Annotated in this window: 19 protein-coding genes and 3 rRNA genes; 11 read left to right on the top strand and 11 right to left on the bottom strand. The window is 45.0% G+C overall.

What is annotated here, in order from left to right:
* Positions 1-13: 13 nt before the first annotated feature.
* The 7 genes from D1814_RS07465 to D1814_RS07435 all read left to right on the top strand — a co-directional run bounded on the left by D1814_RS07465 (position 14) and on the right by D1814_RS07435 (position 5,844).
* A complete protein-coding gene (locus D1814_RS07465) occupies positions 14-1,087 on the top strand; it encodes a LysM peptidoglycan-binding domain-containing protein (protein WP_118490991.1) in 1,074 nt (357 codons plus the stop codon).
* 38 nt (positions 1,088-1,125) lie between these two features.
* Positions 1,126-2,235: a DNA-processing protein DprA gene (gene dprA / locus D1814_RS07460; RefSeq protein WP_118490989.1), complete on the top strand. Its 1,110-nt coding sequence runs from the start codon at positions 1,126-1,128 to the stop codon at positions 2,233-2,235.
* 1 nt (position 2,236) lies between these two features.
* Complete coding sequence (locus D1814_RS07455) at positions 2,237-2,713, top strand: DUF494 family protein (RefSeq protein ID WP_025257120.1); 477 nt, start codon at positions 2,237-2,239, stop codon at positions 2,711-2,713.
* An 87-nt stretch (positions 2,714-2,800) separates the two neighbouring features.
* Positions 2,801-3,343, top strand: a complete 543-nt coding sequence (locus D1814_RS07450) for a DNA topoisomerase family protein (RefSeq protein ID WP_118490987.1) — start codon at positions 2,801-2,803, stop codon at positions 3,341-3,343.
* Positions 3,344-3,400: 57 nt separating this feature from the next.
* Positions 3,401-4,006 carry a Sua5/YciO/YrdC/YwlC family protein gene (locus D1814_RS07445; protein ID WP_118490985.1) on the top strand — a complete coding sequence of 202 codons (606 nt, stop codon included), beginning with the start codon at positions 3,401-3,403 and terminating at the stop codon, positions 4,004-4,006.
* Positions 4,003-4,935, top strand: a complete 933-nt coding sequence (gene hemF / locus D1814_RS07440) for an oxygen-dependent coproporphyrinogen oxidase (protein ID WP_118490983.1) — start codon at positions 4,003-4,005, stop codon at positions 4,933-4,935. Before D1814_RS07445 ends, hemF begins: the two co-directional genes overlap by 4 nt.
* A gap of 234 nt (positions 4,936-5,169) precedes the next feature.
* Complete coding sequence (locus D1814_RS07435) at positions 5,170-5,844, top strand: OmpW/AlkL family protein (protein ID WP_118490981.1); 675 nt, start codon at positions 5,170-5,172, stop codon at positions 5,842-5,844.
* A 115-nt stretch (positions 5,845-5,959) separates the two neighbouring features.
* Here the strand turns inward: D1814_RS07435 and D1814_RS07430 are convergent, their stop codons facing one another.
* Complete coding sequence (locus D1814_RS07430; protein ID WP_118490979.1) at positions 5,960-6,391, bottom strand: group II truncated hemoglobin; 432 nt, start codon at positions 6,389-6,391, stop codon at positions 5,960-5,962.
* On the opposite strand from D1814_RS07430, the gene aroE reads away from it, so the two are divergent.
* On the top strand, positions 6,390-7,229 hold the full coding sequence (gene aroE / locus D1814_RS07425; protein WP_118490977.1) for a shikimate dehydrogenase: 840 nt from the start codon (positions 6,390-6,392) through the stop codon (positions 7,227-7,229). The genes D1814_RS07430 and aroE overlap by 2 nt on opposite strands.
* Here the strand turns inward: aroE and D1814_RS07420 are convergent.
* Positions 7,226-7,768, bottom strand: coding sequence for a gamma carbonic anhydrase family protein (locus D1814_RS07420; protein ID WP_118490975.1), 543 nt, complete (start codon positions 7,766-7,768; stop codon positions 7,226-7,228). The genes aroE and D1814_RS07420 overlap by 4 nt on opposite strands.
* A 26-nt stretch (positions 7,769-7,794) precedes the next feature.
* Positions 7,795-8,613 (bottom strand): glycosyltransferase family 2 protein, encoded by an 819-nt coding sequence (locus D1814_RS07415; protein WP_118490973.1) that lies wholly within the window; start codon positions 8,611-8,613, stop codon positions 7,795-7,797.
* 744 nt (positions 8,614-9,357) lie between these two features.
* On the opposite strand from D1814_RS07415, the gene D1814_RS07410 reads away from it, so the two are divergent.
* The 3 genes from D1814_RS07410 (at position 9,358) to rrf (ending at position 14,333) form a co-directional block, all read left to right on the top strand.
* Positions 9,358-10,890: ribosomal RNA gene (locus D1814_RS07410) — 16S ribosomal RNA — on the top strand.
* A gap of 330 nt (positions 10,891-11,220) precedes the next feature.
* Positions 11,221-14,098, top strand: a 23S ribosomal RNA gene (locus D1814_RS07405).
* Between the two features lie 119 nt (positions 14,099-14,217).
* Positions 14,218-14,333, top strand: a 5S ribosomal RNA gene (gene rrf / locus D1814_RS07400).
* The 16S, 23S and 5S rRNA genes sit together here, the layout of an rRNA operon.
* Before the next feature lie 391 nt (positions 14,334-14,724).
* Here the strand turns inward: rrf and D1814_RS07390 are convergent.
* The 8 genes from D1814_RS07390 to D1814_RS07355 form a co-directional block, all read right to left on the bottom strand.
* Positions 14,725-15,255 (bottom strand): acyloxyacyl hydrolase, encoded by a 531-nt coding sequence (locus tag D1814_RS07390; protein ID WP_118490969.1) that lies wholly within the window; start codon positions 15,253-15,255, stop codon positions 14,725-14,727.
* A gap of 137 nt (positions 15,256-15,392) precedes the next feature.
* On the bottom strand, positions 15,393-16,223 hold the full coding sequence (locus D1814_RS07385; protein WP_118490967.1) for a substrate-binding periplasmic protein: 831 nt from the start codon (positions 16,221-16,223) through the stop codon (positions 15,393-15,395).
* Positions 16,204-16,995: a hypothetical protein gene (locus D1814_RS07380; RefSeq protein ID WP_118490965.1), complete on the bottom strand. Its 792-nt coding sequence runs from the start codon at positions 16,993-16,995 to the stop codon at positions 16,204-16,206. The genes D1814_RS07385 and D1814_RS07380 overlap by 20 nt, the downstream gene beginning before the upstream one ends.
* 138 nt (positions 16,996-17,133) lie before the next feature.
* Positions 17,134-20,223 carry an error-prone DNA polymerase gene (locus D1814_RS07375; RefSeq protein ID WP_118490963.1) on the bottom strand — a complete coding sequence of 1,030 codons (3,090 nt, stop codon included), beginning with the start codon at positions 20,221-20,223 and terminating at the stop codon, positions 17,134-17,136.
* Positions 20,224-20,264: 41 nt separating this feature from the next.
* The gene (locus D1814_RS07370) at positions 20,265-21,749 is read right to left on the bottom strand and encodes a Y-family DNA polymerase (protein ID WP_232368999.1); all 1,485 of its coding nucleotides are present in this window, start codon (positions 21,747-21,749) and stop codon (positions 20,265-20,267) included.
* Positions 21,750-21,751: 2 nt separating this feature from the next.
* The gene (locus D1814_RS07365; RefSeq protein ID WP_118490958.1) at positions 21,752-22,471 is read right to left on the bottom strand and encodes a recombinase RecA; all 720 of its coding nucleotides are present in this window, start codon (positions 22,469-22,471) and stop codon (positions 21,752-21,754) included.
* Positions 22,472-22,715: 244 nt separating this feature from the next.
* Entirely contained in the window at positions 22,716-23,228 is a 513-nt protein-coding gene (locus D1814_RS07360; protein ID WP_118490955.1) for a hypothetical protein, read from the bottom strand.
* Between the two features lie 2 nt (positions 23,229-23,230).
* Positions 23,231-24,982 (bottom strand): DUF885 domain-containing protein, encoded by a 1,752-nt coding sequence (locus D1814_RS07355; protein ID WP_118490953.1) that lies wholly within the window; start codon positions 24,980-24,982, stop codon positions 23,231-23,233.
* Between the last annotated feature and the right edge of the window lie 24 nt (positions 24,983-25,006).

Genomic DNA, 25,006 nt, shown 5'->3' with positions numbered 1-25,006 from the left:
GCAGGTGGTCAATTTGAAAAAGCGATTAACAAACGCGCGTCGTGCAGCAATATTTATTCTTGGAGTGCTTTTGTCTTTGCCTGCGTTCGCGCTTCAATTAAAAGACACGGCACCTGAGACATATACAGTGAAGCGTGGCGACACCTTATGGGAAATTGCGAGTATTTTTCTAAACGAGCCTTGGCTATGGCCAGAGCTTTGGCGAACGAATACGCAAATAGATAACCCTCACCTTATCTACCCTGGTGATGTCATCGTTGTAGGTTACATTGATGGTCAGCCTGTCTTAAGCGTGAAGCGCGACAAACTGGCTTACAATCTGTCTCCGTCTACTGATAAGCGAATAAAGCCAAAACCTGTTGACGTCCTGTCTTGGACAACTATCTCTCCTTTTGTAAGACAGCATATGCTGTTAGACGAAGACGACTATTCCGAATTGCCTAGACTCTTAGGTAACCAAGACGGAAATGTCAGGTTTGCGTCAGATGACTTTGTGCTTAGTCAGCAACAATTCAGTACTGACGACCAGTACAGAGTTATTAGAAAGCACGCTACTATCAAAAACCTAGATGGGGAAACGTTAGGCATTCAGGTTACGCACGTATCTAATGCTTCGTTGGTAGAGAAAGACCAAGCAGACGATACTATGCTGCTGTTTATCGATGACGCCAACCAAGAAGCAAAACGCGGTGACAAACTAATGGCCGGTGGCTTTACTCATCCAGAAGGTTTCGAGCTTACGCCTGCTACCTCACAACGAGGAGTAGTTGTTGGCGATTTGCATGATCATGACTTACTTGGCAAATATGATGTCGTCATTGTTGACCTTGGTGCGATGGATGTAGCGCCAGGCACGGTACTGGGGGTGTATGCTCAAGGACCAGCCATTATCGATGAAGATAGCCCGCGTTATGTTAATGAACCCGGTGCTAAAAACGGTGGTGAGTGGTTCATTGATACGGTAGCACAGCCCGCGCTCAAAGTAGGTGAAATTATTGTTTTTAAAACGTTTGATGCGGCAAGCTATGGATTAATAACGCGAGCGAACAGAGGAATAAAGCGCGGCTTTATTGTCGCAAAGCCTTAAGCGCCACAGATTTCATTGTCGCTCACAAAGGAGCGACAATGAAACAGCACACTTCTCAATCAGATAGCGAATTATTAGCATGGGTAGCACTGGCTTCCGCTCAGCGCATTTCTCCTAAAATCTGGTTACAGACACTTGAACACTATAAACTATCGCCCGCTGATTTAGCCGGTAATGCATCATTGCTTCCTGACGCTGTGATACAGCTCGTAGACCAAATATCAAAGCCCCTTATTGATGCCGCCCTTGCATGGCAGCAAACTGCTGATAATAGACACATTATTCACTATGCATCTTCATACTACCCACAATCGTTAAAACAATTGGACAGTCCACCCCTTGTACTGTTTGTAACGGGGGATAGTACTTTGCTGCGTAGCCCACAAGTTGCCATTGTCGGCAGCAGAAGGGCCAGCATTCAGGGTAAACGTATCGCCAGTGAATTTGCATTAGGGTTGTCTAATAATGGGGTTGCAGTAACAAGTGGCCTTGCTATGGGCATTGATAGTGCCGCGCATCACGGCGCTTTGTCTGGTAATACAGGAACAGTTGCGGTAATGGGGACGGGGCCTGAAAACGTCTACCCTGCTAAGAACCGTAATCTCTACGAATCGATTAATAATAACAAGGGCATTACCGTCACAGAGTTCTTTCCTGGGCAGGGGCCTAAACCTTGGCACTTTCCTAGGCGAAATAGAATTATCGCAGCGTTATCGCTTGGAACCTTAGTGGTAGAGGCAAAAATTAAGAGTGGCACCTTGATAACTGCGAATTTGGCCGCAGATATGGGGCGAGAAGTATTCGCTGTGCCTGGTAGTATCTTTCACGCGTACTCTGAAGGCTGCCATTGGTTAATCCAACAGGGCGCCAAATTAGTAACTAATATTAACGATATTCTTGATGAAATTGGTCTTCAGCCTGGACAACTGGGCTTGGATGTAAATGAGCAAGACGAAAAAAGTGCAGCGAATAGCTTGGCAACCGATCAATTATTAGCTAGTGTGGATTATGATATCACCGCTATTGATGTTATAGCTCAGCGCAATGCCTTATCAGTATCGCAAGCAATGGCATCATTATTAGAATATGAGTTGCGTGGTTTAGTAGCCGCTGTCCCTGGTGGTTACGTTAAATTGAGGGGAAAATAATATGTTCGATATCCTCATGTATCTGTTTGAAAACTTCATTCACAGTGAAACGGAAATTCGTGTTGATCAAGACGAGCTAACGGAAGAGCTTGTGCGCGCAGGTTTCCATCACGATGAGATTTATAAAGCCCTCGCATGGTTGGAAAAGCTAGCGGCTCTGCAAGAAACGGATATAAAACCGTATTTTTGCAAAGGGATTAGCACTAGCTTAAGCCGTATTTACACGCACGAAGAACAGATGCGTCTAGATGTGGAATGTCGTGGTTTTCTTATGTTCTTAGAACAGGTCAATGTATTAGATGCGTCTACACGTGAAATGGTGATAGACCGCGTTATGGAAATTGATTCCAGCGAATTCTGTCTAGAAGACCTTAAGTGGGTTGTGCTAATGGTACTGTTTAATGTACCGGGTAAAGAAAAAGCCTATGCGCAAATGGAAGATCTTTTGTTCGAAGAGCCAGATGGTGTTCTGCATTAATGCAGGCTTGCCCACTGCTCTTTACATCTATACTTAACTAAATGCGCTGTGCAACAGCAGCGCGTTTAAGGCTTTTACGTCCACAACATGTCTAAAATAGACCATTCACTTTTTTCTGCACACGAGCACGCTCTTGATGATAACTTCGGAGATTGCCCTGAGTGTGGCAAACCTCTTCATATAAAGAACAGTAAATCAGGCCCTTTTATCGGGTGTACCGGTTATCCTGAATGTAACTTTAGTAAGCCACTTCACGATAAACAAACCACAATACTTAAAATCTTAGATGGTATTGCCTGCCCCGAATGCGCTTCTGATTTAGCAATTAAAAAGGGGCGGTTTGGCATGTTCATCGGCTGTACCAATTTTCCTTCATGCCATCACATAGAGCCTATTAAAGAAAAAGAAGACACCTTGGTAGATTGCCCTAAATGTAGGAAAGGGCATTTGATCTCACGTACTAACAAATACGGCAAGCAGTTTTTCGCGTGTAACCATTATCCACAATGTCGATATGTGCTAAATTTCACGCCGGTAAATGAAAGCTGCCCAGACTGTGGTTGGGGAGTATTGATAGACAAAAAGGGGCAATTACAGTGTCCTCAGCCTACTTGTGGCTTTAAAAAGTAACTATATGATTAACTAAACGAACAACTAAACCAAGAACTATACAAAGAGATCAAAACCATGTCTGATACCCAAAATGGGAACGTAAATACGTTTACACCCGTTGAGGCTAATTCATCTGAAGTAGACCCTGATGTTGCCGCTTTTAAAGCGGGAAGTTTAATCGTTTATCCAACCGAAGCGGTGATGGGTATCGGGTGTGACCCAGACAACGAAGCAGCGGTAAATGCGCTGTTAGCGTTAAAACAACGACCAGTAGAAAAGGGCGTTATTTTAATAGCTGCCAATTACAGTCAGCTATTGCCCTATGTCAACGACAATGCCATACGACCACACCGACGTACCGATATTTTCTCAAGCTGGCCTGGCCCTAACACCTGGCTATTACCTAAGTCATCATCGGCGCCCGTTTGGTTAACCGGCAAACATAGTAAAATAGCAGTACGCGTAACTAATCATCCAGTTGTAGTAGAGCTTTGCAACAAGTTAGGGAAGCCTCTCGTTTCTACAAGCGCTAACCTAACCGGTCAACCGCCAGCCACCACCACCGAAGAAGCAAAAGCCGTATTCGCTGACTCTGTTTTCTACGTTGACGGTGTAGTGGGCGGTGCAACTAAACCCAGTACTATTCGCGATGGTGACACAGCAGAGGTAATAAGAGCATGACATCAGCAGAATTACTGGACGGTAAAAATGCCGCTGAAATAATAGAACAAGTAAAAAGCTATCTATTAGGGTTGCAGGACACAATCTGTCAAACCCTTGAGCTCGCCGATGGTAAAGGTCAGTTTGTTGAGGACAGCTGGCAGCGCGAAGAAGGCGGCGGTGGACGCTCTCGCGTATTAAAAAACGGCGCGGTGATTGAGCAAGGCGGTGTTAACTTTTCTCACGTTTTTGGCAGCCAAATGCCTGCATCAGCAACGGCAAATCGTCCTGAACTTGCGGGAAGAAACTTTCAGGCCATGGGCGTATCACTTGTTATTCACCCACATAACCCGTATATCCCAACCTCACACGCTAATGTTCGCTTTTTTATTGCGGAAAAAGCAGGCGAAGCTCCTATCTGGTGGTTTGGCGGTGGTTTTGACCTAACGCCGTTTTATCCGTTTAAGGATGACGTTGTGCATTGGCATGACACTGCTAAGAAATTGTGTAAGCCGTTTGGCGATGAGGTATACCCTAAGTATAAAAAGTGGTGTGATGACTACTTTTATTTAAAACATCGCAATGAAACTCGCGGCGTGGGTGGGTTGTTCTTCGATGACCTGAATGAGTGGGGCTTTGAACAGTCATTTGCGTTTATGCAGGCGGTAGGCAATGGATTTATCGATGCTTACGTTCCTATTGTTGAACGCCGCAAGCAAACCGATTTTGGTGAAAGAGAGCGAGATTTTCAGCTATATCGCCGAGGCCGCTACGTTGAGTTTAATCTAGTGTTCGACCGGGGTACCTTGTTCGGATTGCAAACCGGTGGGCGCACAGAGTCTATTTTAATGTCGATGCCGCCACTAGCCCGCTGGGAGTATTGCTATACGCCCGCACCGGGTAGCGCAGAGGCTAAGCTGACAGATTGGTTAAAACCTACCGATTGGTGATTAATTGGTAAATGGGGCAGCCCTTAAATTCTAAAACTTACCGCCTATAACAGCACTAATCTTGAATGACTGAAAAAGGCCGCATTAACGTTAATGCGGCCTTTTTTTTGATCTACATCAAGGTCGAATATCATCAGTGTTTCAGTGCGTTATCGAGCTTGCGCTGGATCAATGTTTCTTTTAAATAAGGGCGTAAAGTAGCGCCATCTTAGTTAAACACAAAAGAGATACATCATGCGCACACACACTTTATCTGCACTTTGTCTTACACTGGCTGCACTTTCACCTTTAGCTAGCGCTCATCAGCAGGGCGATTGGATAGTCCGTGGCGGCCTGACTACCGTTGCACCAGACGAATCGACGTCTAACATCGTCGCTGGTGGTACTGATCTTGGTGTTGCCCTTAATATCGATAACGATACCCAGCTAGGTTTGAACGTCGCGTATTTTATTACTGATAATATTAATATTGAACTACTTGCCGCAACGCCCTTTAAGCACGACGTTAACTTTTCCGTAGCTGACCCTCTAGGTACAGGAAACCAGCTTGGTGAAGTCACACACCTTCCACCTACACTAACGGCGAACTATTACTTTAACGATACAAGCTCTGCATTTCAGCCGTACATTGGTGCCGGTATCAACTATACCTTTATCTTTGATGAGGAATTTACGGGAGTAAATGAAACTGCGGGCTTAAGCGACCTATCGCTAGATAACTCATTTGGTTTATCAGCTCAAGTCGGTATGGACTATCAAATAGATTCCAAGTGGCATGTAAACGCATCGGTTCGTTACATAGATATTGATACAGAGGCCACCTTTAAAGTGGGCGATGCTGCTGGAAAGGTTAGTAATATTGAAATAGACCCTTGGGTGTACACGATATCGGTAGGTTACACCTTCTAAGGCCTAAACCTAACAGTTGAACCTTTCATAATTGCACTACTTTATACGCCAACAAGAGCGTAGACAGTAATAGGGGATTCGCGCGTTAAAAGGTTAACCCTTTCAACGCGCTTTTTTATTTTGTATTCACCATGTGATTGGCAAGTTGATCGAGTGAATCAATTAATTGTTGGGCTAAAGCGATATCATCAACCGTTTTAAACATAGCTTTGCGCATACAATACATCCACTGGGCCTTTAACTCTGGTGTTACTGTGTAGGGGAGGTGGCGTGCACGCAAACGTGGGTGGCCAAATTGCTTCTGATAATCATCAGGACCACCCAGCCATAAACTCAAATATAAAAAGAATACGTGGCGAATTCTGTTTAATGGCTGAGGGTGAATAGCAAGTAGTTCATTTGCAAGTGGGTCGGTCTCCATAATGTCGTAAAACGTATTTGCTAATTCCCGTACTTTCTCCTCTCCACCTACACGCTCATATGGTGTACTCTGCGAAGCACGACTATCGCTTTTCTTCTTTTTATTAAATAAGTCTCGTATTCCCATGAAAAAATTCGCTGTATTCGGAAATCCTATTGCACAGAGTTTATCACCAACTATTCATCAAATGTTTGCTGATCAAGTTGGAGAAAAGATTTCTTATGAAAAGATACTTGCGCCTGAAGATGGTTTTGTTGAAGCCGCCAAAGCGTTTTTAGCTCAGGAACATGCTGTAGGCTGCAATGTCACCATGCCTTTTAAGCTTGATGCCTTTAACTTAGCAAAGGTAGATGACCAAGCAGCTAAAGATGCACGGGCTGTTAATACTCTAATGAATGGTGACAGTGGTGAGCTATTAGGGTTCAACACAGATGGTGTGGGGTTGGTAAATGATTTACTTAATAGTGGAGTGGAAATTAAGGGCAAACGCGTGTTGCTTATCGGTGCCGGCGGCGCAGCCCGAGGCGTTATTTCTCCGTTGTTAAAAGCGGGTGCTGCTTCACTGACTATTGCGAACAGAACGAAAGCAAAAGCTGAAGAAGTCGCAAGCGCCACGTCTAACGCTAAAGTGCAGGTGGTGTCCCTTGAATATATCGCAACGATAGCACCTCATATTATTATCAATTCCACAGCCGCTAGTTTAAGTAATGAGTTGCCGTGTAGTTTGAATGATGGTGTTTTACAACACTGTGAAGTCGTTTACGACATGGTATATAAAAACTCGCCCACGCGGTTTATGAGAGATGCGGCTGAGTTAGGTGTAAGTACACAGATAGATGGGTTAGGGATGTTGGTTGAACAAGCTGCCGAAGCATTTTATATTTGGACGCAAAAGCGCCCTGATACCTCGGACATTGTGAGACAGGTTCGCGATATCGTTGAGCAAAGTGAGAAGCGAAACTAGTTCGCTTCTTCAAGGTACTCATCTTTCAATACAACATAGTTAACGGCAGACTGTTTCAGGAATGCCATTTCAGCGTCGTTGAGCGGTCTTTTCTTTTGCATGGGGTTCCCAACGTAAAGAAATCCGCTTTCTAATCTTTTGTTTGGCGGTACTAATGTACCTGCACCGATGAACACGTCGTCTTCAACAACAACGCCATCCATTACAATAGCGCCCATACCGACCAGAATACGATTACCCAATTGGCAGCCATGCAGCATACATTTATGCCCGACGGTAACGTCGTCACCAATAATAAGTGGGAACCCATCAGGGTTTTTCTCTGATTTACGGGTAACATGCAAAACACTGCCATCTTGAATATTACTGCGAGCGCCAATACGAATCTTGTTCACGTCACCGCGCGCAGCAACTAATGGCCAAATACTAGCATCATCTTTTAGTACTACATCACCGACAATTCTTGCCGAGTCGTCAATATAGACATTCTTTCCTAAAGTAGGTGAGACACCCTTAAAACTATCAATTGGTTTATGCATTAGAGCAACTCTTGTTTATTACCGTTTTACTGTGATGATTCTTCTATTCCTACGCGTGCCTTTATTACTTTATTCTTTTTAGTATCTTCACGTATTGCTTTGCTTCTCTGTAGCATTTCTGGCGTAACATATCCGCGTTTATGGTCAAGGTGTATACACACTGCGGAATAACGTATGCGTTTAGCTTTTAAGCCATAGTTAACTAATCGATCGCCAAATTCACAATCCTGACCACCATATTGCATGGTTTCCTCAAAACCGTTTACGGCCAGAATGTGCTCTTTGTAACATGAAGCGCTATGTCCATTCCAAGTCGGGCGAGCCGGGCTAATCTTATTTAAAAACTCTGCCCAGGCTCCTCTTGCAGTGAGCTTCATCGTTTTATGCGTCTTTTTTAATCCTTTACTCACTAACCAATCCACATTGAATGCTCGCTGACTTACGATATCCTCACGTGTGATTGCTTTACTTACACTCATGGGTAATTTGAAATACCCACCAGAAAGATAGGTATTTTTCTCTGATAGTCTTAGATGTTGCTCTACAAAGTCGTTTCGAGGAATGCAGTCGCCATCTGTGAAAATTAAGTATTCGCCCTCAGAGGCTACAATAGCTTTATTAAGAATACGGCACTTTTGGAAACCATCGTCTTCTTGCCAAACGTGTTTGATAGGTATATCTGTTTCTTGCTTGAGACGTTGGATAAGTTCTTTGGTGTCTTCACGAGAGCCGTCGTCCGCAATAACAATTTCGAAATTATCTGCGGTTTGTTCGAAGAAACCCCATAGTACTTTCTCTAACCACGCGGGTGAATTATAAGTTGTAAAAATGACGCTCGTTTTCATAATGCGTGATAGACCTCTATATAGTGTAGTTAAGCAATATTGATATTACGTATCCAACTTCCCGCTAACAGATGCTTATATACTGACAAAATTAAAAGCAAGTATCGGCAGGTTATTTCCCGTAGTTTATCTAAGTGTGGAGAGTAATGACACTGCCGCTGTTAATCACTATGAATCATATGATTATTTGAAAAAGGATTGTGCCCTGCCTATAGAGTTATTCTTTTTTACAAACTTAAAGCTAATGTGAGTATCCGAACTGACATATATAACAGTTCGATAAGTACTGTTTTATAGCTAAATAGATGCCAATGCTTTAGCTTGAGAGCTTTAAGTTGTTCGAATAAAGCTCATGTTGTGGGTAATTTGAGCGTTCAAAGCGAATATGACACTTTTTTTAAAATAAGTGTTGACGTGAGCGCTCATTTCCCTAAAATGCGCATCCGCTTCGGGGGAAAAGCAAAACAGCAAGCCTCCTGAAGTAAGTCTCTACTACCTACATAGGCCAGTAAAGACGGGGGTTTAGAAAAAACGCTTCAGAAAATAAATTTTCAAAAAGTGTTGACAACGAAAACTTCCAGCGTATAATGCGCACCTCACTCGAACAGGGTGAGTCACTAAGAAGCAACGGCTTCCGGTGAATTGCGACGAAGTCGCAACGTTCTTTAACAATTTAGACAAGACAATCTGTGTGGGCACTCGTTAAGGGTGTCAACATAACGACGATTCATATTTCGATATATTTAATTGAAGAGTTTGATCATGGCTCAGATTGAACGCTGGCGGCAGGCCTAACACATGCAAGTCGAACGGTAACAGGAAGTGCTTGCACTTCGCTGACGAGTGGCGGACGGGTGAGTAATGCTTGGGAACTTGCCTTTGCGAGGGGGATAACAGTTGGAAACGACTGCTAATACCGCATAATGTCTTCGGACCAAACGGGGCTTAGGCTCCGGCGCAAAGAGAGGCCCAAGTGAGATTAGCTAGTTGGTAAGGTAAAGGCTTACCAAGGCAACGATCTCTAGCTGTTCTGAGAGGAAGATCAGCCACACTGGAACTGAGACACGGTCCAGACTCCTACGGGAGGCAGCAGTGGGGAATATTGCACAATGGGGGAAACCCTGATGCAGCCATGCCGCGTGTGTGAAGAAGGCCTTCGGGTTGTAAAGCACTTTCAGTTGTGAGGAAAAGTTAGTAGTTAATACCTGCTAGCCGTGACGTTAACAACAGAAGAAGCACCGGCTAACTCCGTGCCAGCAGCCGCGGTAATACGGAGGGTGCGAGCGTTAATCGGAATTACTGGGCGTAAAGCGCACGCAGGCGGTTTGTTAAGCTAGATGTGAAAGCCCCGGGCTCAACCTGGGATGGTCATTTAGAACTGGCAGACTAGAGTCTTGGAGAGGGGAGTGGAATTCCAGGTGTAGCGGTGAAATGCGTAGATATCTGGAGGAACATCAGTGGCGAAGGCGACTCCCTGGCCAAAGACTGACGCTCATGTGCGAAAGTGTGGGTAGCGAACAGGATTAGATACCCTGGTAGTCCACACCGTAAACGCTGTCTACTAGCTGTTTGTGGCTTTAAGCCGTGAGTAGCGAAGCTAACGCGATAAGTAGACCGCCTGGGGAGTACGGCCGCAAGGTTAAAACTCAAATGAATTGACGGGGGCCCGCACAAGCGGTGGAGCATGTGGTTTAATTCGATGCAACGCGAAGAACCTTACCTACACTTGACATGCTGAGAACTTTCTAGAGATAGATTGGTGCCTTCGGGAACTCAGACACAGGTGCTGCATGGCTGTCGTCAGCTCGTGTCGTGAGATGTTGGGTTAAGTCCCGCAACGAGCGCAACCCTTGTCCTTAGTTGCCAGCATTAAGTTGGGCACTCTAAGGAGACTGCCGGTGACAAACCGGAGGAAGGTGGGGACGACGTCAAGTCATCATGGCCCTTACGTGTAGGGCTACACACGTGCTACAATGGCATTTACAGAGGGAAGCGAGACAGTGATGTGGAGCGGACCCCTTAAAGAATGTCGTAGTCCGGATTGGAGTCTGCAACTCGACTCCATGAAGTCGGAATCGCTAGTAATCGCAGGTCAGAATACTGCGGTGAATACGTTCCCGGGCCTTGTACACACCGCCCGTCACACCATGGGAGTGGGATGCAAAAGAAGTAGTTAGTCTAACCTTCGGGAGGACGATTACCACTTTGTGTTTCATGACTGGGGTGAAGTCGTAACAAGGTAACCCTAGGGGAACCTGGGGTTGGATCACCTCCTTACCATTACGTCGAAAGACGCACTTGATGCAGTGCCTACACAGATAGTCTTGTTTATATTTAAAGATGACTTAAATAAAAGCCCTTAGCTTTGATTTAAGATCAAACCTAAGTGTTTTGAATTAAGCACTATGCTCTTTAACAATTTGGAAAGCTGATATTAATAGTAATCAATCAAAATTGAGTAACTGAGAAGTCGAAAGACGTACTTTTTACTCTACTTGACTGAATTGCTTGTTATCAATTTATTGATAACAAGGCAATTCTTCCGATTAGCTTGTCATTCATGCGACATAACTTAGACAGAAGTCAAAAGGCTGTTTGGGGTTGTATGGTTAAGTGACGAAGCGTATACGGTGGATGCCTTGGCAGTTAGAGGCGATGAAGGACGTGTAAGTCTGCGAAAAGCTGTGGTGAGCCGACAAAATGCATTTGAGCCACAGATGTCCGAATGGGGAAACCCACCTGTTTACAGGTATCGTTACGTGAATACATAGCGTAACGAGGCGAACGAGGGGAACTGAAACATCTAAGTACCCTTAGGAAAAGAAATCAATTGAGATTCCCCTAGTAGCGGCGAGCGAACGGGGAACAGCCCTTAAGCTGTATTGAATGTAGTGGAATCCTTTGGGAAGAGGAGCGATACAAGGTGATAGCCCTGTACACGACGCAATCTTTACAGTGAAATCGAGTAGGTCGGGACACGTGTTATCTTGACTGAATATGGGGGGACCATCCTCCAAGGCTAAATACTCCTAACTGACCGATAGTGAACCAGTACCGTGAGGGAAAGGCGAAAAGAACCCCTGTGAGGGGAGTGAAATAGAACCTGAAACCGTATACGTACAAGCAGTGGGAGCCCTTCGGGGTGACTGCGTACCTTTTGTATAATGGGTCAGCGACTTATATTTAGTAGCAAGGTTAAGCGAATAGCGGAGCCGTAGCGAAAGCGAGTGTTAACTGCGCGTTTAGTTGCTAGGTATAGACCCGAAACCCGGTGATCTAGCCATGAGCAGGTTGAAGGTTGAGTAACATCAACTGGAGGACCGAACCCACTGACGTTGAAAAGTCAGGGGATGACTTGTGGCTGGGGGTGAAAGGCCAATCAAACCGGGAGATAGCTGGTTCTCCCCGAAATCTATTTAGGTAGAGCCTCGGACGAATTCCATTGGGGGTAGAGCACTGTTAAGGCTAGGGGGTCATCCCGACTTACCAACCCTTTGCAAACTCCGAATACCAATGAGAACTATCCGGGAGACACACGGCGGGTGCTAACGTCCGTCGTGGAGAGGGAAACAACCCAGACCGCCAGCTAAGGTCCCAAAATATTGCTAAGTGGGAAACGATGTGGGAAGGCATAGACAGCTAGGAGGTTGGCTTAGAAGCAGCCACCCTTTAAAGAAAGCGTAATAGCTCACTAGTCGAGTCGGCCTGCGCGGAAGATGTAACGGGGCTAAGCAATATACCGAAGCTGCGGCAGCATAGTTTACTATGCTGGGTAGGGGAGCGTTGTGTAAGTGGATGAAGGTGAGTTGTAAAGCTTGCTGGACATATCACAAGTGCGAATGCTGACATGAGTAACGATAATGGGAGTGAAAAACTCCCACGCCGGAAGACCAAGGTTTCCTGTCCCATGCTAATCAGGGCAGGGTAAGTCGGCCCCTAAGGCGAGGCAGAAATGCGTAGTCGATGGGAAACGGATTAATATTTCCGTACTTATATAATCAGTGATGGAGGGACGGAGAAGGCTAGGCAAGCTTGGCGTTGGTTGTCCAAGTGAAAGCGAGTAGGCCGAGAATTTAGGTAAATCCGGATTCTTAAAGCTGAGACGCGAGACGAGCTCCCAAGGGAGTGAAGTTGTTGATGCCCTGCTTCCAGGAAAAGCTTCTAAACTTATGATTATATGAACCGTACCCCAAACCGACACAGGTGGTCAGGTAGAGAATACTAAGGCGCTTGAGAGAACTCGGGTGAAGGAACTCGGCAAAATTGTACCGTAACTTCGGGAGAAGGTACGCCTCTGTTTGTGAACACTTCGCGTGGTAAGCAAATGGAGGCCGCAGTGACCAGGTGGCTGGGACTGTTTATTAAAAACACAGCACTCTGCAAACTCGTAAGAGGACGTATAGGGTGTGACACCTGCCCGGTGCCGGAAGGTTAATTGATGGGGTTAGTCTTCGGACGAAGCTCTTGATCGAAGCCCCGGTAAACGGCGGCCGTAACTATAACGGTCCTAAGGTAGCGAAATTCCTTGTCGGGTAAGTTCCGACCTGCACGAATGGTGTAACCATGGCCACGCTGTCTCCACCCGAGACTCAGTGAAATTGAAATCGCAGTGAAGATGCTGTGTACCCGCACCTAGACGGAAAGACCCCGTGAACCTTTACTACAGCTTGGCACTGAACATTGAACCTACATGTGTAGGATAGGTGGGAGGCTTTGAAGCACAGTCGCTAGATTGTGTGGAGCCGTCCTTGAAATACCACCCTTGTATGTTTGATGTTCTAACATTGGTCCCTTATCGGGATTGTGGACAGTGTCTGGTGGGTAGTTTGACTGGGGCGGTCTCCTCCCAAATAGTAACGGAGGAGCACGAAGGTTAGCTAATCACGGTCGGACATCGTGAGGTTAGTGCAATGGCATAAGCTAGCTTAACTGCGAGACAGACACGTCGAGCAGGTACGAAAGTAGGTCATAGTGATCCGGTGGTTCTGTATGGAAGGGCCATCGCTCAACGGATAAAAGGTACTCCGGGGATAACAGGCTGATACCGCCCAAGAGTTCATATCGACGGCGGTGTTTGGCACCTCGATGTCGGCTCATCACATCCTGGGGCTGAAGTCGGTCCCAAGGGTATGGCTGTTCGCCATTTAAAGTGGTACGCGAGCTGGGTTTAGAACGTCGTGAGACAGTTCGGTCCCTATCTGGTGTGGGCGTTGGATGATTGATGGGAGCTGCTCCTAGTACGAGAGGACCGGAGTGGACGAACCGCTGGTGTTCGGGTTGTGATGCCAATCGCATTGCCCGGTAGCTATGTTCGGAACGGATAACCGCTGAAAGCATCTAAGCGGGAAGCCGGCCCAAAGATGAGTCATCCCTGAACTTTAAGTTCTGGAAGGGTTGTTATAGACGATGACGTTGATAGGCAGGGTGTGGAAGCGTTGTAAGGCGTTAAGCTAACCTGTACTAATTGCCCGAGAGGCTTAACCATACAACGCCCAAAAAGCTTTAGGCTTTTGAGCGTTGTAGACAAGCTAAAGCAAGTAGAGTGAAAAGTAGTTACTCACTGATTGAATTGATATCCAGTTTTCTAGATTGTTACCAGTTTTTCCTGGCAGCCATAGCGATACGGTACCACCTGACTCCATTCCGAACTCAGAAGTGAAACGTATTAGCGCCGATGGTAGTGTGGGGTTTCCCCATGTGAGAGTAGGACACTGCCAGGTCCCATTAAGAAGAACCCGCCTAACGGCGGGTTTTTTGCTTTCTGCAGCAAAGAAAAAGTAATGGGGTCAGAGTCGCGACTCTTACCCCATTATTCTTCCATTTTTTTTCCTGGCAGCCATAGCTATACGGTACCACCTGACCGACATGTCGGCCCATCGAGTGGCGACCAACCACATCCCGAACTCAGAAATGAAACGTATTAGCGCCGACCGGTGACCGGCGCAGGGATAGTGTGGGGTTCCGGTGACCGGCCCAGCCTCATGTGAGAGTAAGACGGGCTGGCCCTCCAGACTGCCAGGTCCCATTAAGAAAAACCCGCCTAACGGCGGGTTTTTTTGCGTTTCGGAAAAGAAAAAAGGGGGTCAGAGTCACAACACTGACCCCATTTCATTAGAAATGGTAAGCGTAGGATAGGTTTAGGAAGTCTAATCCTGGGTTATCGTTGTTAAACCCGCCGTTTGAAAAGTGCATATAACGTAGAGCAACATGTTGCTTTTTATCGATCTCTACAAACACACCTAACCTGTCTTCAAATTGATAGTTAGAACCAATGTCTTTACCTGCAACTTTTTGATCGCCAATGTAACTTGCGCCAATACCTGCTTCTATATATACAGGATACTTGTCATATAGCGTGGATACCTGTTTCATGAAAACAGGAGTCAGTGACGCGCCATAACTAGTACTGTGCGTATCGTTCTCGCCATATTCCCAAACAACTGCACTAACTTCCCAATAGAGCTTTATGTCGCCAAACCAAGCTGTAGCTAATGTTTGTTCCAGCGGTCGGTATGCGAAGCGCATACCGTCAATATCATCAAATCCGTGCATATAGTCGACACTGACGGTTTGCCTTGCCTGCGCGCCATTAGCGGTAAAAATGATGATAAAAGAAAATAAAAGTAGTGATAACTGTTTCATAATTGCTCCTTGATTTGTTAATCAACAAGCAAAAAATCATCCAACCAAAAAAAAGCAATTATTTCAGTTGGATAGTGTTTTAAAATAGAAGAGAGTTAAGTTCTAGAAAGTCTACATTACTGACATTATTGAACTTTTTACAAGGGCTTCCATACTGCGTTCTTATTAATACCTTGCTCATTTATTAATTGTTTCTTCAGTTGCGTTGTATCTTCAATACCATATCTTTCTTTTATATCATTTATCTCGTCAGAATTAGTCAGCAAAAAGGCATTTAATTCGTCAATAATGTCTGCGTGATTTAACGTAGATAAGGAAAATGAGACAACATCATTAGGTAACGTTAAGTCGGCAACAAATGAAGCTGACTGCGGAAGGCGTTGTATAAAGTATAATGCAGCATTGTATTCCACATCAAAAGCGTCCACTTTATCGTCCTGTAAAAGCTTAAGGCCTTCATAAATACTGCTAACGCCTATTACTTCAACCGACCCGTTTTTAATGTGTTGTTTCCATTTAACAGGCGAAAAGCCTTCGGGCGTTGCAAGTTTTGAAATGTTGCTAAGCTCTGTGCCTTGGTTTTCTTTTTTAACTAGAGTTACTGCAAATGTGTCGGTAAGTGGCTCAGAATAAACTTTACCGAGCTTATGTGTTATTTGGTTATACCATTTAGGATTGTCAGGAAAGACGAAATCTACATTGCCCTTCTTTAACTCTATTTGAAGGCGCGTAACCGGCATGTTTAAGTAAATGAAATTATGTCCAGTTTTCTTGGAAAAGGCATCAAGGATAGCTCTACCTAGCCCTTTATCGTGCTCTGATGAAAAGTTGTAATACGGATAATATTCTATGTCTTGTGCACCTACGATATAGGTATGGGCACAAACAAATGAGCTTGAAACGGTAAGCGTCAGTAATAAAGTAACGACACGTAAAAAGCGACAGACATTATTTCCAAACCTCTTCAATTTTCAATCCTTGTTCGTTAAGAAGCTGTTGAGACAATTGCTCAAAAGGGGTTATTCCGTATTTCGCTTTTATACTATCAATTAATTCGGGGTTTGAGGATATGAAATCATTCAGTTCACTAATAATGTCTTTATGATATAGCGTAGACAAAGAAAAAGGGATTTCGTTATGAGGAAGCGTTAAATCTAAAGTAAATGCGCCTTTCTCATACGCTAGCGGTGCGGAACTTTGGCTGACAAAGTATTCCAAATCTAACCCGTCGACGCGCTCTTGATATAAGAGGGCTAAACCCTGTTGTATATTGTTAACCCAAGTTATTCGTGTATGTTTATTGTCTATTCTATCCTGCCAGTTTACCGGTGTGAAACCTAGAGGCATGGCTAAATGCTTTATCTCATCAATGCCTTCTCCTGCATGCTCTCGCTTAACGATTGTTCCTGTTACTGCATTGGTTAAGGGGAGTGAAAAATGCTTATCGCTTGAAGTGGTGATGCTGTTATACCAGCCTCTGTTATCAGGGTATACAAAATCAACATTACCTTTCACCAGCTCTAGTTGAAGCCGTCTTATCGGCAGACTCAAATAAATAAATTCGTGTCCAGAAGCGTCAGAAAAGGCTTCTAGAATTGACCATGCTACGCCTTTATCTACTTGCGAAGAAAAGTCGTAGTGAGGGAAGTACGCTAAATTTTGTGCGCCAACTATATATTTATCTGCGTAGCTATTACCACTGAATAAGCAGATAATACAAAGCGCCATCCATCGCATCATTTTATACTCCGAAAATGACAACTGTGCTCTACAGGTATCGAGAAATTACTTGTATGTTACCTCACAAAGAAAGAAATTATTAATCAAAAAATCATTGATTTGCGCACCATAACCTATCGCTTTGAAGCTCTAAAAGATTCAGTGAAAATCTCTAGAGTTTAAAGACAGCTTCTCGAGCCAAGACGTACGGTCGATAAGCTTACCCGCAATGATGTGAATAACCCCTTCTTTTGAATGTTCAATGACTCCGTTAACTTGAAGAAGTTTAGCTTTCAAAAAAGTTTTCTGCTGAGCGCGCGCTGTAGCTTGCCATACCACAACGTTCATATTGCCGATATCATCTTCTAAAGTCAGAAAGGTAACGCCTGCGGCTGTACCTGGGGCCTGTCGACCAGTTACTGCCCCAAGTACTTTAACAACAGATTTATTTTTTTTACCTTTAAGCGAATTAGACCAGCTTATGTCTTTAAGCTCATGTTGCTGCTTGAGCAATGAAATAGGATGGTTATTTACAGACAGGCCTGTCGAGGCATAATCTTCTAGTAAATTTTCTGCTTCAGAGGGGGCTGCTCCTAGCTTTTTTCCACTTTTATCTGCATCGTAATCATCGTTATCAAATAGCGGTAAACGCGTTTGTGTATCCATAATTCGCCAACGGGTTTCGTACCGGTTTCCTGAAATAGTACGAAGCGCATCTGCGCTGGCAAGTGCCTCGAGTTCATTACTTTTTAGCGATAGCGCCTGCAACTGTTCAACATTGGTGTAGCCTTTATCTGAACGGTTTTCCACAATAAGCTGGGACGATGCTTCACTTAAACCTTTAATAAGCTTAAGGCCAAGCTGTATGTACTTTTCTTGCCCCTTTGCAACTAACGTGTGCTCTGTGCTCGACTGGTTAACGCAGGGCGCCTCTACACGTATGTGATGACGCTTAGCGTCTTGAACTAACTGAGAAGGAGAGTAAAACCCCATGGGCCAGCTATTTAACAGCGCCACGTAAAACTCGATGGGGAAGTAAAACTTCAACCAGCAAGACACATAAGCTAATACCGCAAAAGACGCTGAGTGAGATTCAGGGAAGCCGTACCCTGCAAAGCCTTTAATTTGTTCAAATAAGTTATGGGCGAACGTACTGTCATAACCTTTATCCGTCATACCCTTAATGAGCTTATCTCTGAATTCAAAAATTCTGCCGTCCTTTTTCCAGCTAGCCATAGCACGCCGCAGTTGGTCAGCTTCTCCACCACTGAAGCCAGCGGCAACCATGGCAAGCTGAATCACTTGTTCTTGAAAGATAGGCACACCCATAGTTCTAGATAGCACCTTTTCCACATCTTTAGACGGGTAGCTAATGGTTTCATTGCCGTGGCGACGTATTAGATAAGGGTGGACCATGTCGCCTTGAATCGGTCCTGGCCGTACAATGGCTATTTGTACGACTAAATCGTAATAGCGACGGGGTTTAAGCCTTGGCAGCATAGACATCTGAGCCCGGGATTCTATTTGAAAAACACCAACTGTATCGGCTCGGCAAATCATATCGAAAACCTGCTTGTCATCCCCGAGCTTGGTGATAAATGGAATGCTGGTTTCAATAGGATACTGTTTATTGATAAGAGAAAATGCGCGGCGTATAGCGCTTAACATCCCAAGCGCCAATACATCGACTTTTAAAAGACCTAAGGTTTCAATGTCATCCTTATCCCATTGAATAATGGTACGGTCTTCCATTGAGGCATTTTCAATAGGGACAAGGTCATAGAGGGGGCCTGCGCTAATAACAAAACCGCCCACATGTTGCGACAAATGTCGGGGCGTGCCCAGTAAAGCTTCGGTAAGGGCAATTAATTGCTGTACTCTAGGCTCTTCAGGATTAAGCCCAAGCCCTGCCAGCTGAGATTTCCACGGAATAACGCTGTCTCGGCGGTTGATTTGTTTTACCACAAAATCAAGCTGAGACTCGCTAAAGCCCAGTGCCTTGCCTACATCTTTAAACGCTGACTTAAAGCGATAGCAAATAACCGTAGCTGCGATAGCGGTTCTTTCCCTGCCGTATTTTTGATAAATGTATTGAATGATTTCTTCACGGCGTTGATGCTCAAAATCCACATCAATATCGGGCGGCTCGTTACGTTCTTTGGATATGAAACGCTCGAACAGTACGCTTATTTGCCTTGGATCTACAGCCGTTATTTCCAGGCAATAACACACCACAGAGTTTGCTGCCGACCCTCGTCCTTGGTACAAAATCCGCTGCCGCTTAGCAAACTGAACAATGTCATAAATGGTTAAAAAGAAATACTCATAGTCTTGTTCGGCAATAAGCGTCAGTTCTTTTTCTATAATTTGACGGATTTCAGGGGTTATACCTTCTGGAAAGCGCACTTTAATACCGGCTTCTACGCGCTCCCGTAAATACGATGTAGGCGTATACCCTTCTGGCACGAGTTCCGAAGGATAGTGATAGCGCAGTTCTTCTAAAGAAAATGTGAATGCCTGGGCTAGGGCATTGGTATTGGCTACCCACTTCTCAGGGTAAAGCTTCTTTATTTTTTGTATGGTACGCAGACTACGCTCTGCGTTACTCAATGCTTCCCGACCTATTTTATCTACACTGGTATGTATGTTAGTAGCGTGCAGCACATGTTGAAGCGGTAGCCTGTCAGCGTGATGCATGAGTACACCCGTACAGGCAATAACCGGAAAGGGGTAGGCAGACTGTAAATGGTTGTAGTGCGCAAACCTCTGGTGATCCTGTCCGTCTAATAGGCGCTGAGCACCAATATAGGCATCGATGCTTGAGTGCTTTTGCAGCCACTCAGCCCAATGCTTATCATGGGCTTCTTTTCCGCTTGGTAGCCAAATGAACTTGCAGTGACGAATGGTACGTAAGTCCCACTCGGCTAGTTGATATTCTCCTTTTTCAGAGCGACGCCTCGCGTTAGTAATAATTCGACACAGTTCGCTGTAGGCTGCTTTGTTCGGGCACAGCAGTATAAAAGATAAAGTGTCATCAAATACAAAGTAACTGCCAACAATAAGCGTAATAGGTAGACCCTGATGTGTTATTTCATCGAAAGCCCGCACTACTCCTGCTACCGAGCATTCGTCAGTAATGGCAAGCGCGTCGTAGCCAAGAAAAGAAGCCGTGGTCACAAGCTCAGCAGGAGAGGAGGCGCCGCAGAGAAAGCTATAGTTACTTTGGCAAAAGAGTTCGCTGTATCTCATTATTTCGCTTTTACCTTTTCCTCTTCTTTAAGCGCATACGGCTAGCAAAAAAGGCCCTGTACCCACCAGCAGCTCTCTTCGTCTTTAAATACTAAAAGTCTTACACATTGCTCAGTCTGGGCGATGAAATAATCTCGCTTTGTTGGACTGTCGTGCCACCACTCGCTGTGTAACCGCACGGGGCCAAAGCAAATTTGGGTCGCCTGAATAAGCGGCTTAGGTGTATCAAAGGTAAAAGTGGGCGTAATGTCACTGCTATAAGCGTAATTACCGGTGCCGTCGCCAGCGCTCGATTCAGTTGCCGTCATGTATTCAAACTGATGACTGTCGGCAGCGCGAGGTTGAAACGTACTGTTATCGCCTAGCTTGGCATTTAAGCGCCCAACTAATTGTTTTTGTGCAACGTCATTAAACCTATCGCTAAAAAAGTCGCCATTCTGCGAATCTATTTCTTCAAATTGCTGACAGGTGAGCGCAATCGCTGTGGCAGGTTCGGGTAACTCCAAGTTCTCAGTTTTAAGGCTAAACAGCGGTAGCCAACTTTGTACTGAGGACTGAGGAAGAGCCGATTGAATATTAATATCCATTACAGGCGCTTCTCTGAAGTGTACGTGCACGCCGATGCTCGATGTATATAAGTTCCTGGCGCGTAAATAGTGGGACAAATGCTCAAATTGCTGCGTGACGAAAGGGGTTAGGTGCTGCGTGTTTTCAATATCAAAAGGCAATAAGGTAAAGTTATCAAAATGCTCTAAAGGCCTAAATAGCGTAACGCGGGGAAAAGTTTCTCCTCTGAGCGCAGTTAGATACATAATGGTGTTATTGTCGAAGCGCCGCCCCAGTTCTTGTACCGGCATGGCCAATAGCTGCTGTACACGGGTAACCCCCACCCTTGCCAGGGGCTCAATGACTTTAGGTGACAAAGCTGTAATAGAAAGCGGACACGTACTGAGCGCTTTTTTTATGTCATCGGGCGTATGTAAATAGGTATTGTGTTTATGAAGGGCTAATACCTTTGCGGCCTCAATTGTCCATGCACTGGCAAAATGATAACGAATATCTGCCTCTGCGAGTGCTTGAGTTAGGGTTTTCCATAGTGGCTTATGCCCGCCATAGTAATGAGTTAGGTTATCTAGCCTTACTGCCAGACCATTTACGCTATTCGAGTGAATGTGGCTGTCTAGTACGATGTCAGAAGCAAGAGGGTACAGCCGATGGGCTAGTTGTGTCAGCATATGCTTTTCGGCTTCTTCACTGAAAGGCAGAATATGCACGTAGGGGCACAGTGCCGCGGCTTGGGCAAGTCCATGATCAATTTCAATGCCTTCTTTTTTCGCAATATCATTACACTGCGTAATTTTGTTCGTTTTACTGCAATACACAGCAATAGGTGTATTCGACGGTAATGGCGAAGAACTTTTGTTAGCTTCGTTTCTAGCCCCTTGCCTGTGCGCACGTTTACTTGTAGCCGCTTGTATGTGGCTGTCTAAAGTAAGTTGATAACAGTAAATATAGGCCCACAGCATTATTAGTTCACAGAGTGTAAAGCCTGATCGGAAAGCGTGTTATGTGCCATGGCCCATTTAATGGCATGATTATCAGGGGTCCACCGATGAGAAATAACAATGTTATCTTTTGGCCACCCATGACGTTGTTTGCGTATGTTCACCGACACAGCGTGGGGTTTGCCAAGTAGCGCAATATCTAAAGTAATGGGCAATGAGTTATCGTTTTGGCTTGGTGTGTGCGAGCTTGTTTGTGATAACTGGTGTTGCGGTGGAGTATACAGCAAGCACAGCGCATCATTATGCGTTGCTGCAACTTGCAGACGGCGCGCTTCTTTTTGATTTACAGCATCGCTCCACAGTACCACGCAATGGCAAGCTGTGCTTTTTAAACATTGCTCTGCCGCCCACAACGCCTCCTGTGCTGCACTTGTTTTTACTACCAGCACTTGTTGCGCTTTAAGCCCCAGATTTTCTAACCAAGGTGACTGTAGTAGCCCCGGAGGGTTAATAAATACCACCAGTTTATGTGTGCGATGCTGGCAAATAACCCGTTTAAATAGCGAAAGTTCACCTACGCCAGTGAGTGAGGAAATACGTACAAGACCTGTAGAGGCAACGCCACCGTTAAGTGCTTTATCCAGACACGAAAAACCCAGCGAAAATTTAGTTTCACTTTGTTTCTGGTCTCTAGCCCGCCAAATATGCGGATGATTATTAAGCGTGGATAACGTTTTTTTCATAGCACTCAAAATAAACTGTATTTTTATACAGTATTATAGTGCAGCAATAACCCTTTTCAAGACAAAAGGTTTTTGTCTTGTTGTTTTAAGCGCTAACTTACTGATTAGTTTAAAAAGGTAAAAAGATTAAACTTTTAAAAGGGGAGGGAGTTTCGACTAGGGTCGCTGACCTCACTACTTAGCAAAGCGAGCGACCCTCTCATATAGTTAACACTGTATCAGCGCCAACTAGAGAAGTAGAGTATTACTCTTTAAGGGACGGTTCTTTTTGTGATTTTGCTGCAGTACCGCTTACGGTGGCTGTAACGGTTTGGCAAAAAGCAATAAATCCATCTGCGGTATTTTTTGCCCACACCATGCGAACGTTGCTAGGTAGGGCCTTCACCACTTCACGAATTTCCTCAAGCGTGACTTCTTCATTCTGCAACGCCTTATTCAAAGATTCTTCAAGGGACATACCTTTTTCACAACAAGCCATAATAATGGTTGAAAAGTTGCGCATAAGCGGGTGTAGCGCATTGTATTGTGTCTGGTCGATAAGACGGCTTTTATAGGCACTTTCAATACGCGCGGTAAGGTTCTTTTCCAACGCATCTGTAACAAGCACAAGGTTGCGATAAGCATACGTAACCTTATTGCTGGTTTGCTTATTCGAGTGGCGCAACAGCGCCAGCTCTTTTTGCAAATTCTGCGCTCGCAGCACAAAGTAAATTAACAGCAGGATAAGTAATCCTATAACACCAAATGCAACGATCATGTTTATTTTACCTTTTGTTCTTTTATAAACGTGTTGATGTTTTGTTCCAATATGAAAAGTGGAACTGAGCCGTTTTCTAATACGGCGCGGTGGAATTTACGCACGTCAAAACGTTCACCTAACGCTTGTTCTGCTTTCTTGCGAAGGCCTTTGATTTTGATTTCCCCAATCTTGTAAGACAAGGCCTGCGCTGGCCAAGAGATATAGCGGTCTATTTCCGTATTGACGTTGTGTTCTGAAAGCGCGGTGTTTTCCATCATATAGTCCACCGCTTGTTGACGACTCCAGCCCATCGTATGCATACCGGTATCAACAACCAAACGACATGCTCGCCACATTTCATAGCTCAAGCGCCCGAAGTTGTCGTACGGCGTTTCATAAATACCCGCTTCAATACCTAAAAACTCAGAGTACAGACCCCAGCCTTCACCAAACGCAGAAATGTAAGTATTGCGACGTACCATAGGTAAGTCTTCAAGCTCTGCTGCTAATGAAATTTGAAGGTGATGACCGGGCACTGCTTCATGTAATGTCAAAGCAGGTAGCGCATACAAAGGGCGCTTATCAAGGGCGTAGGTATTAACCCAGTAATATCCTGGCTGGTCATCGCGGCTAGGGTGGATATAACGGCCCGTAGTATATTTGGGCGCAATAGCATCTGGCACGGGTGCTACGCCGTAGGGCGTTCTTGGTAGATACTCAAAAAGAGAAGGGAGTTTCGCGTCCATTTTCTTTGCAATAAACGACGCTTCTTTTAGTAAATCTTCCGCACTGGTGGCATAGAACTGAGGATCTTCTCGTAAAAACGTAATGAAGTCGTTAATGTCGCCATCAAAGCCCAGTTCATCCACAATTTGCTGCATTTGTGCGCGAATGCGTTTTACTTCAGACAGCCCTAAATCATGGATTTCCTGAGGCGACATATCCGTGGTGGTGTAATGCTTAGCTCTATTCGCGTAATACGCCACACCATCAGGCCAACTGTTTGCGGCTATATCTTCACGGGCGTTAGGGATATATTCATCTACCATGAAGTCGTAGAACATTTGATATGCAGGGAGCACGCTGTCGTTTATGGCTGCTTTGCCTTGCTCTGTTAGTGCAGCTTTTTGCTCGGCAGTAAAGTACTCAGGAAAACGAGTAAACGGAGAATAAAAACCACTGTCCACTGCATTTTCAACAATATACGACGCAACTGAGTCTTCAAACCCTTTCAGCACGACTTTAGGCTGCGTGTAGCCTTCTTTTAGCGCCTGCTTCATGTAAGTAATTTGCTGGTCAAAATAAGGCTTAAGCGCGTTTAAGCGGCTAATGTATGCTTGGTAGTCTTCTACGCGCTTAAACGTAGATAAATTGGGAAGCGAGGCCATGGCACCATGAAAGCCATATTCTGAATTGATGGGCACTAAGTGTGCGCGATAGGTATACTCATCCACATAGTTGGCTAAACGGTATTGCTGCATTAGCAAAGCAATATAAGCGTCAGTAGAGATATTCTCTTTTTTATACTGACTTAAGGCTTTTTGAAAAGCGCGCCATTGTTCATTTTGTGCTTTAAGTGCTTCGGGCGAAATATCGGGTAGCACATGAGCTAGAGAGCTATCGCCTTCGCGAGAGGCTAAAAGCGGCGAAACCGAAAGCTCGTACTGCCAAATGTCATCAAGTAGTTGATACAGGCTTTCATCGTCAAGGCTATTTGCAGACGAACTAACGCTGCAAATAAATAGTAATGCTGCTAACAGATAGCGATACATAAGGGTCTCCGGTAACCTTCACCG

It is taken from the genome of Alteromonas sp. BL110 (assembly GCF_003443615.1).
Classification (GTDB): Bacteria; Pseudomonadota; Gammaproteobacteria; order Enterobacterales; family Alteromonadaceae; genus Alteromonas.
This window is presented reverse-complemented; position numbering and strand designations above follow the sequence as displayed.

Bases quoted from the DNA above. Each gene is read 5' to 3' on its own strand.
- D1814_RS07390 (WP_118490969.1), bottom strand. From the start codon at position 15,255: ATGAAACAGTTATCACTACTTTTATTTTCTTTTATCATCATTTTTACC.
- D1814_RS07430 (WP_118490979.1), bottom strand. From the start codon at position 6,391: ATGGGAATACGAGACTTATTTAATAAAAAGAAGAAAAGCGATAGTCGT.
- D1814_RS07365 (WP_118490958.1), bottom strand. From the start codon at position 22,471: ATGAAAAAAACGTTATCCACGCTTAATAATCATCCGCATATTTGGCGG.
- D1814_RS07355 (WP_118490953.1), bottom strand. From the start codon at position 24,982: ATGTATCGCTATCTGTTAGCAGCATTACTATTTATTTGCAGCGTTAGT.
- D1814_RS07455 (WP_025257120.1), top strand. From the start codon at position 2,237: ATGTTCGATATCCTCATGTATCTGTTTGAAAACTTCATTCACAGTGAA.
- D1814_RS07450 (WP_118490987.1), top strand. From the start codon at position 2,801: ATGTCTAAAATAGACCATTCACTTTTTTCTGCACACGAGCACGCTCTT.
- hemF (WP_118490983.1), top strand. From the start codon at position 4,003: ATGACATCAGCAGAATTACTGGACGGTAAAAATGCCGCTGAAATAATA.
- D1814_RS07375 (WP_118490963.1), bottom strand. From the start codon at position 20,223: ATGAGATACAGCGAACTCTTTTGCCAAAGTAACTATAGCTTTCTCTGC.
- D1814_RS07360 (WP_118490955.1), bottom strand. From the start codon at position 23,228: ATGATCGTTGCATTTGGTGTTATAGGATTACTTATCCTGCTGTTAATT.
- aroE (WP_118490977.1), top strand. From the start codon at position 6,390: ATGAAAAAATTCGCTGTATTCGGAAATCCTATTGCACAGAGTTTATCA.
- D1814_RS07370 (WP_232368999.1), bottom strand. From the start codon at position 21,749: ATGCTGTGGGCCTATATTTACTGTTATCAACTTACTTTAGACAGCCAC.
- D1814_RS07445 (WP_118490985.1), top strand. From the start codon at position 3,401: ATGTCTGATACCCAAAATGGGAACGTAAATACGTTTACACCCGTTGAG.
- dprA (WP_118490989.1), top strand. From the start codon at position 1,126: ATGAAACAGCACACTTCTCAATCAGATAGCGAATTATTAGCATGGGTA.
- D1814_RS07415 (WP_118490973.1), bottom strand. From the start codon at position 8,613: ATGAAAACGAGCGTCATTTTTACAACTTATAATTCACCCGCGTGGTTA.
- D1814_RS07420 (WP_118490975.1), bottom strand. From the start codon at position 7,768: ATGCATAAACCAATTGATAGTTTTAAGGGTGTCTCACCTACTTTAGGA.
- D1814_RS07435 (WP_118490981.1), top strand. From the start codon at position 5,170: ATGCGCACACACACTTTATCTGCACTTTGTCTTACACTGGCTGCACTT.
- D1814_RS07380 (WP_118490965.1), bottom strand. From the start codon at position 16,995: ATGATGCGATGGATGGCGCTTTGTATTATCTGCTTATTCAGTGGTAAT.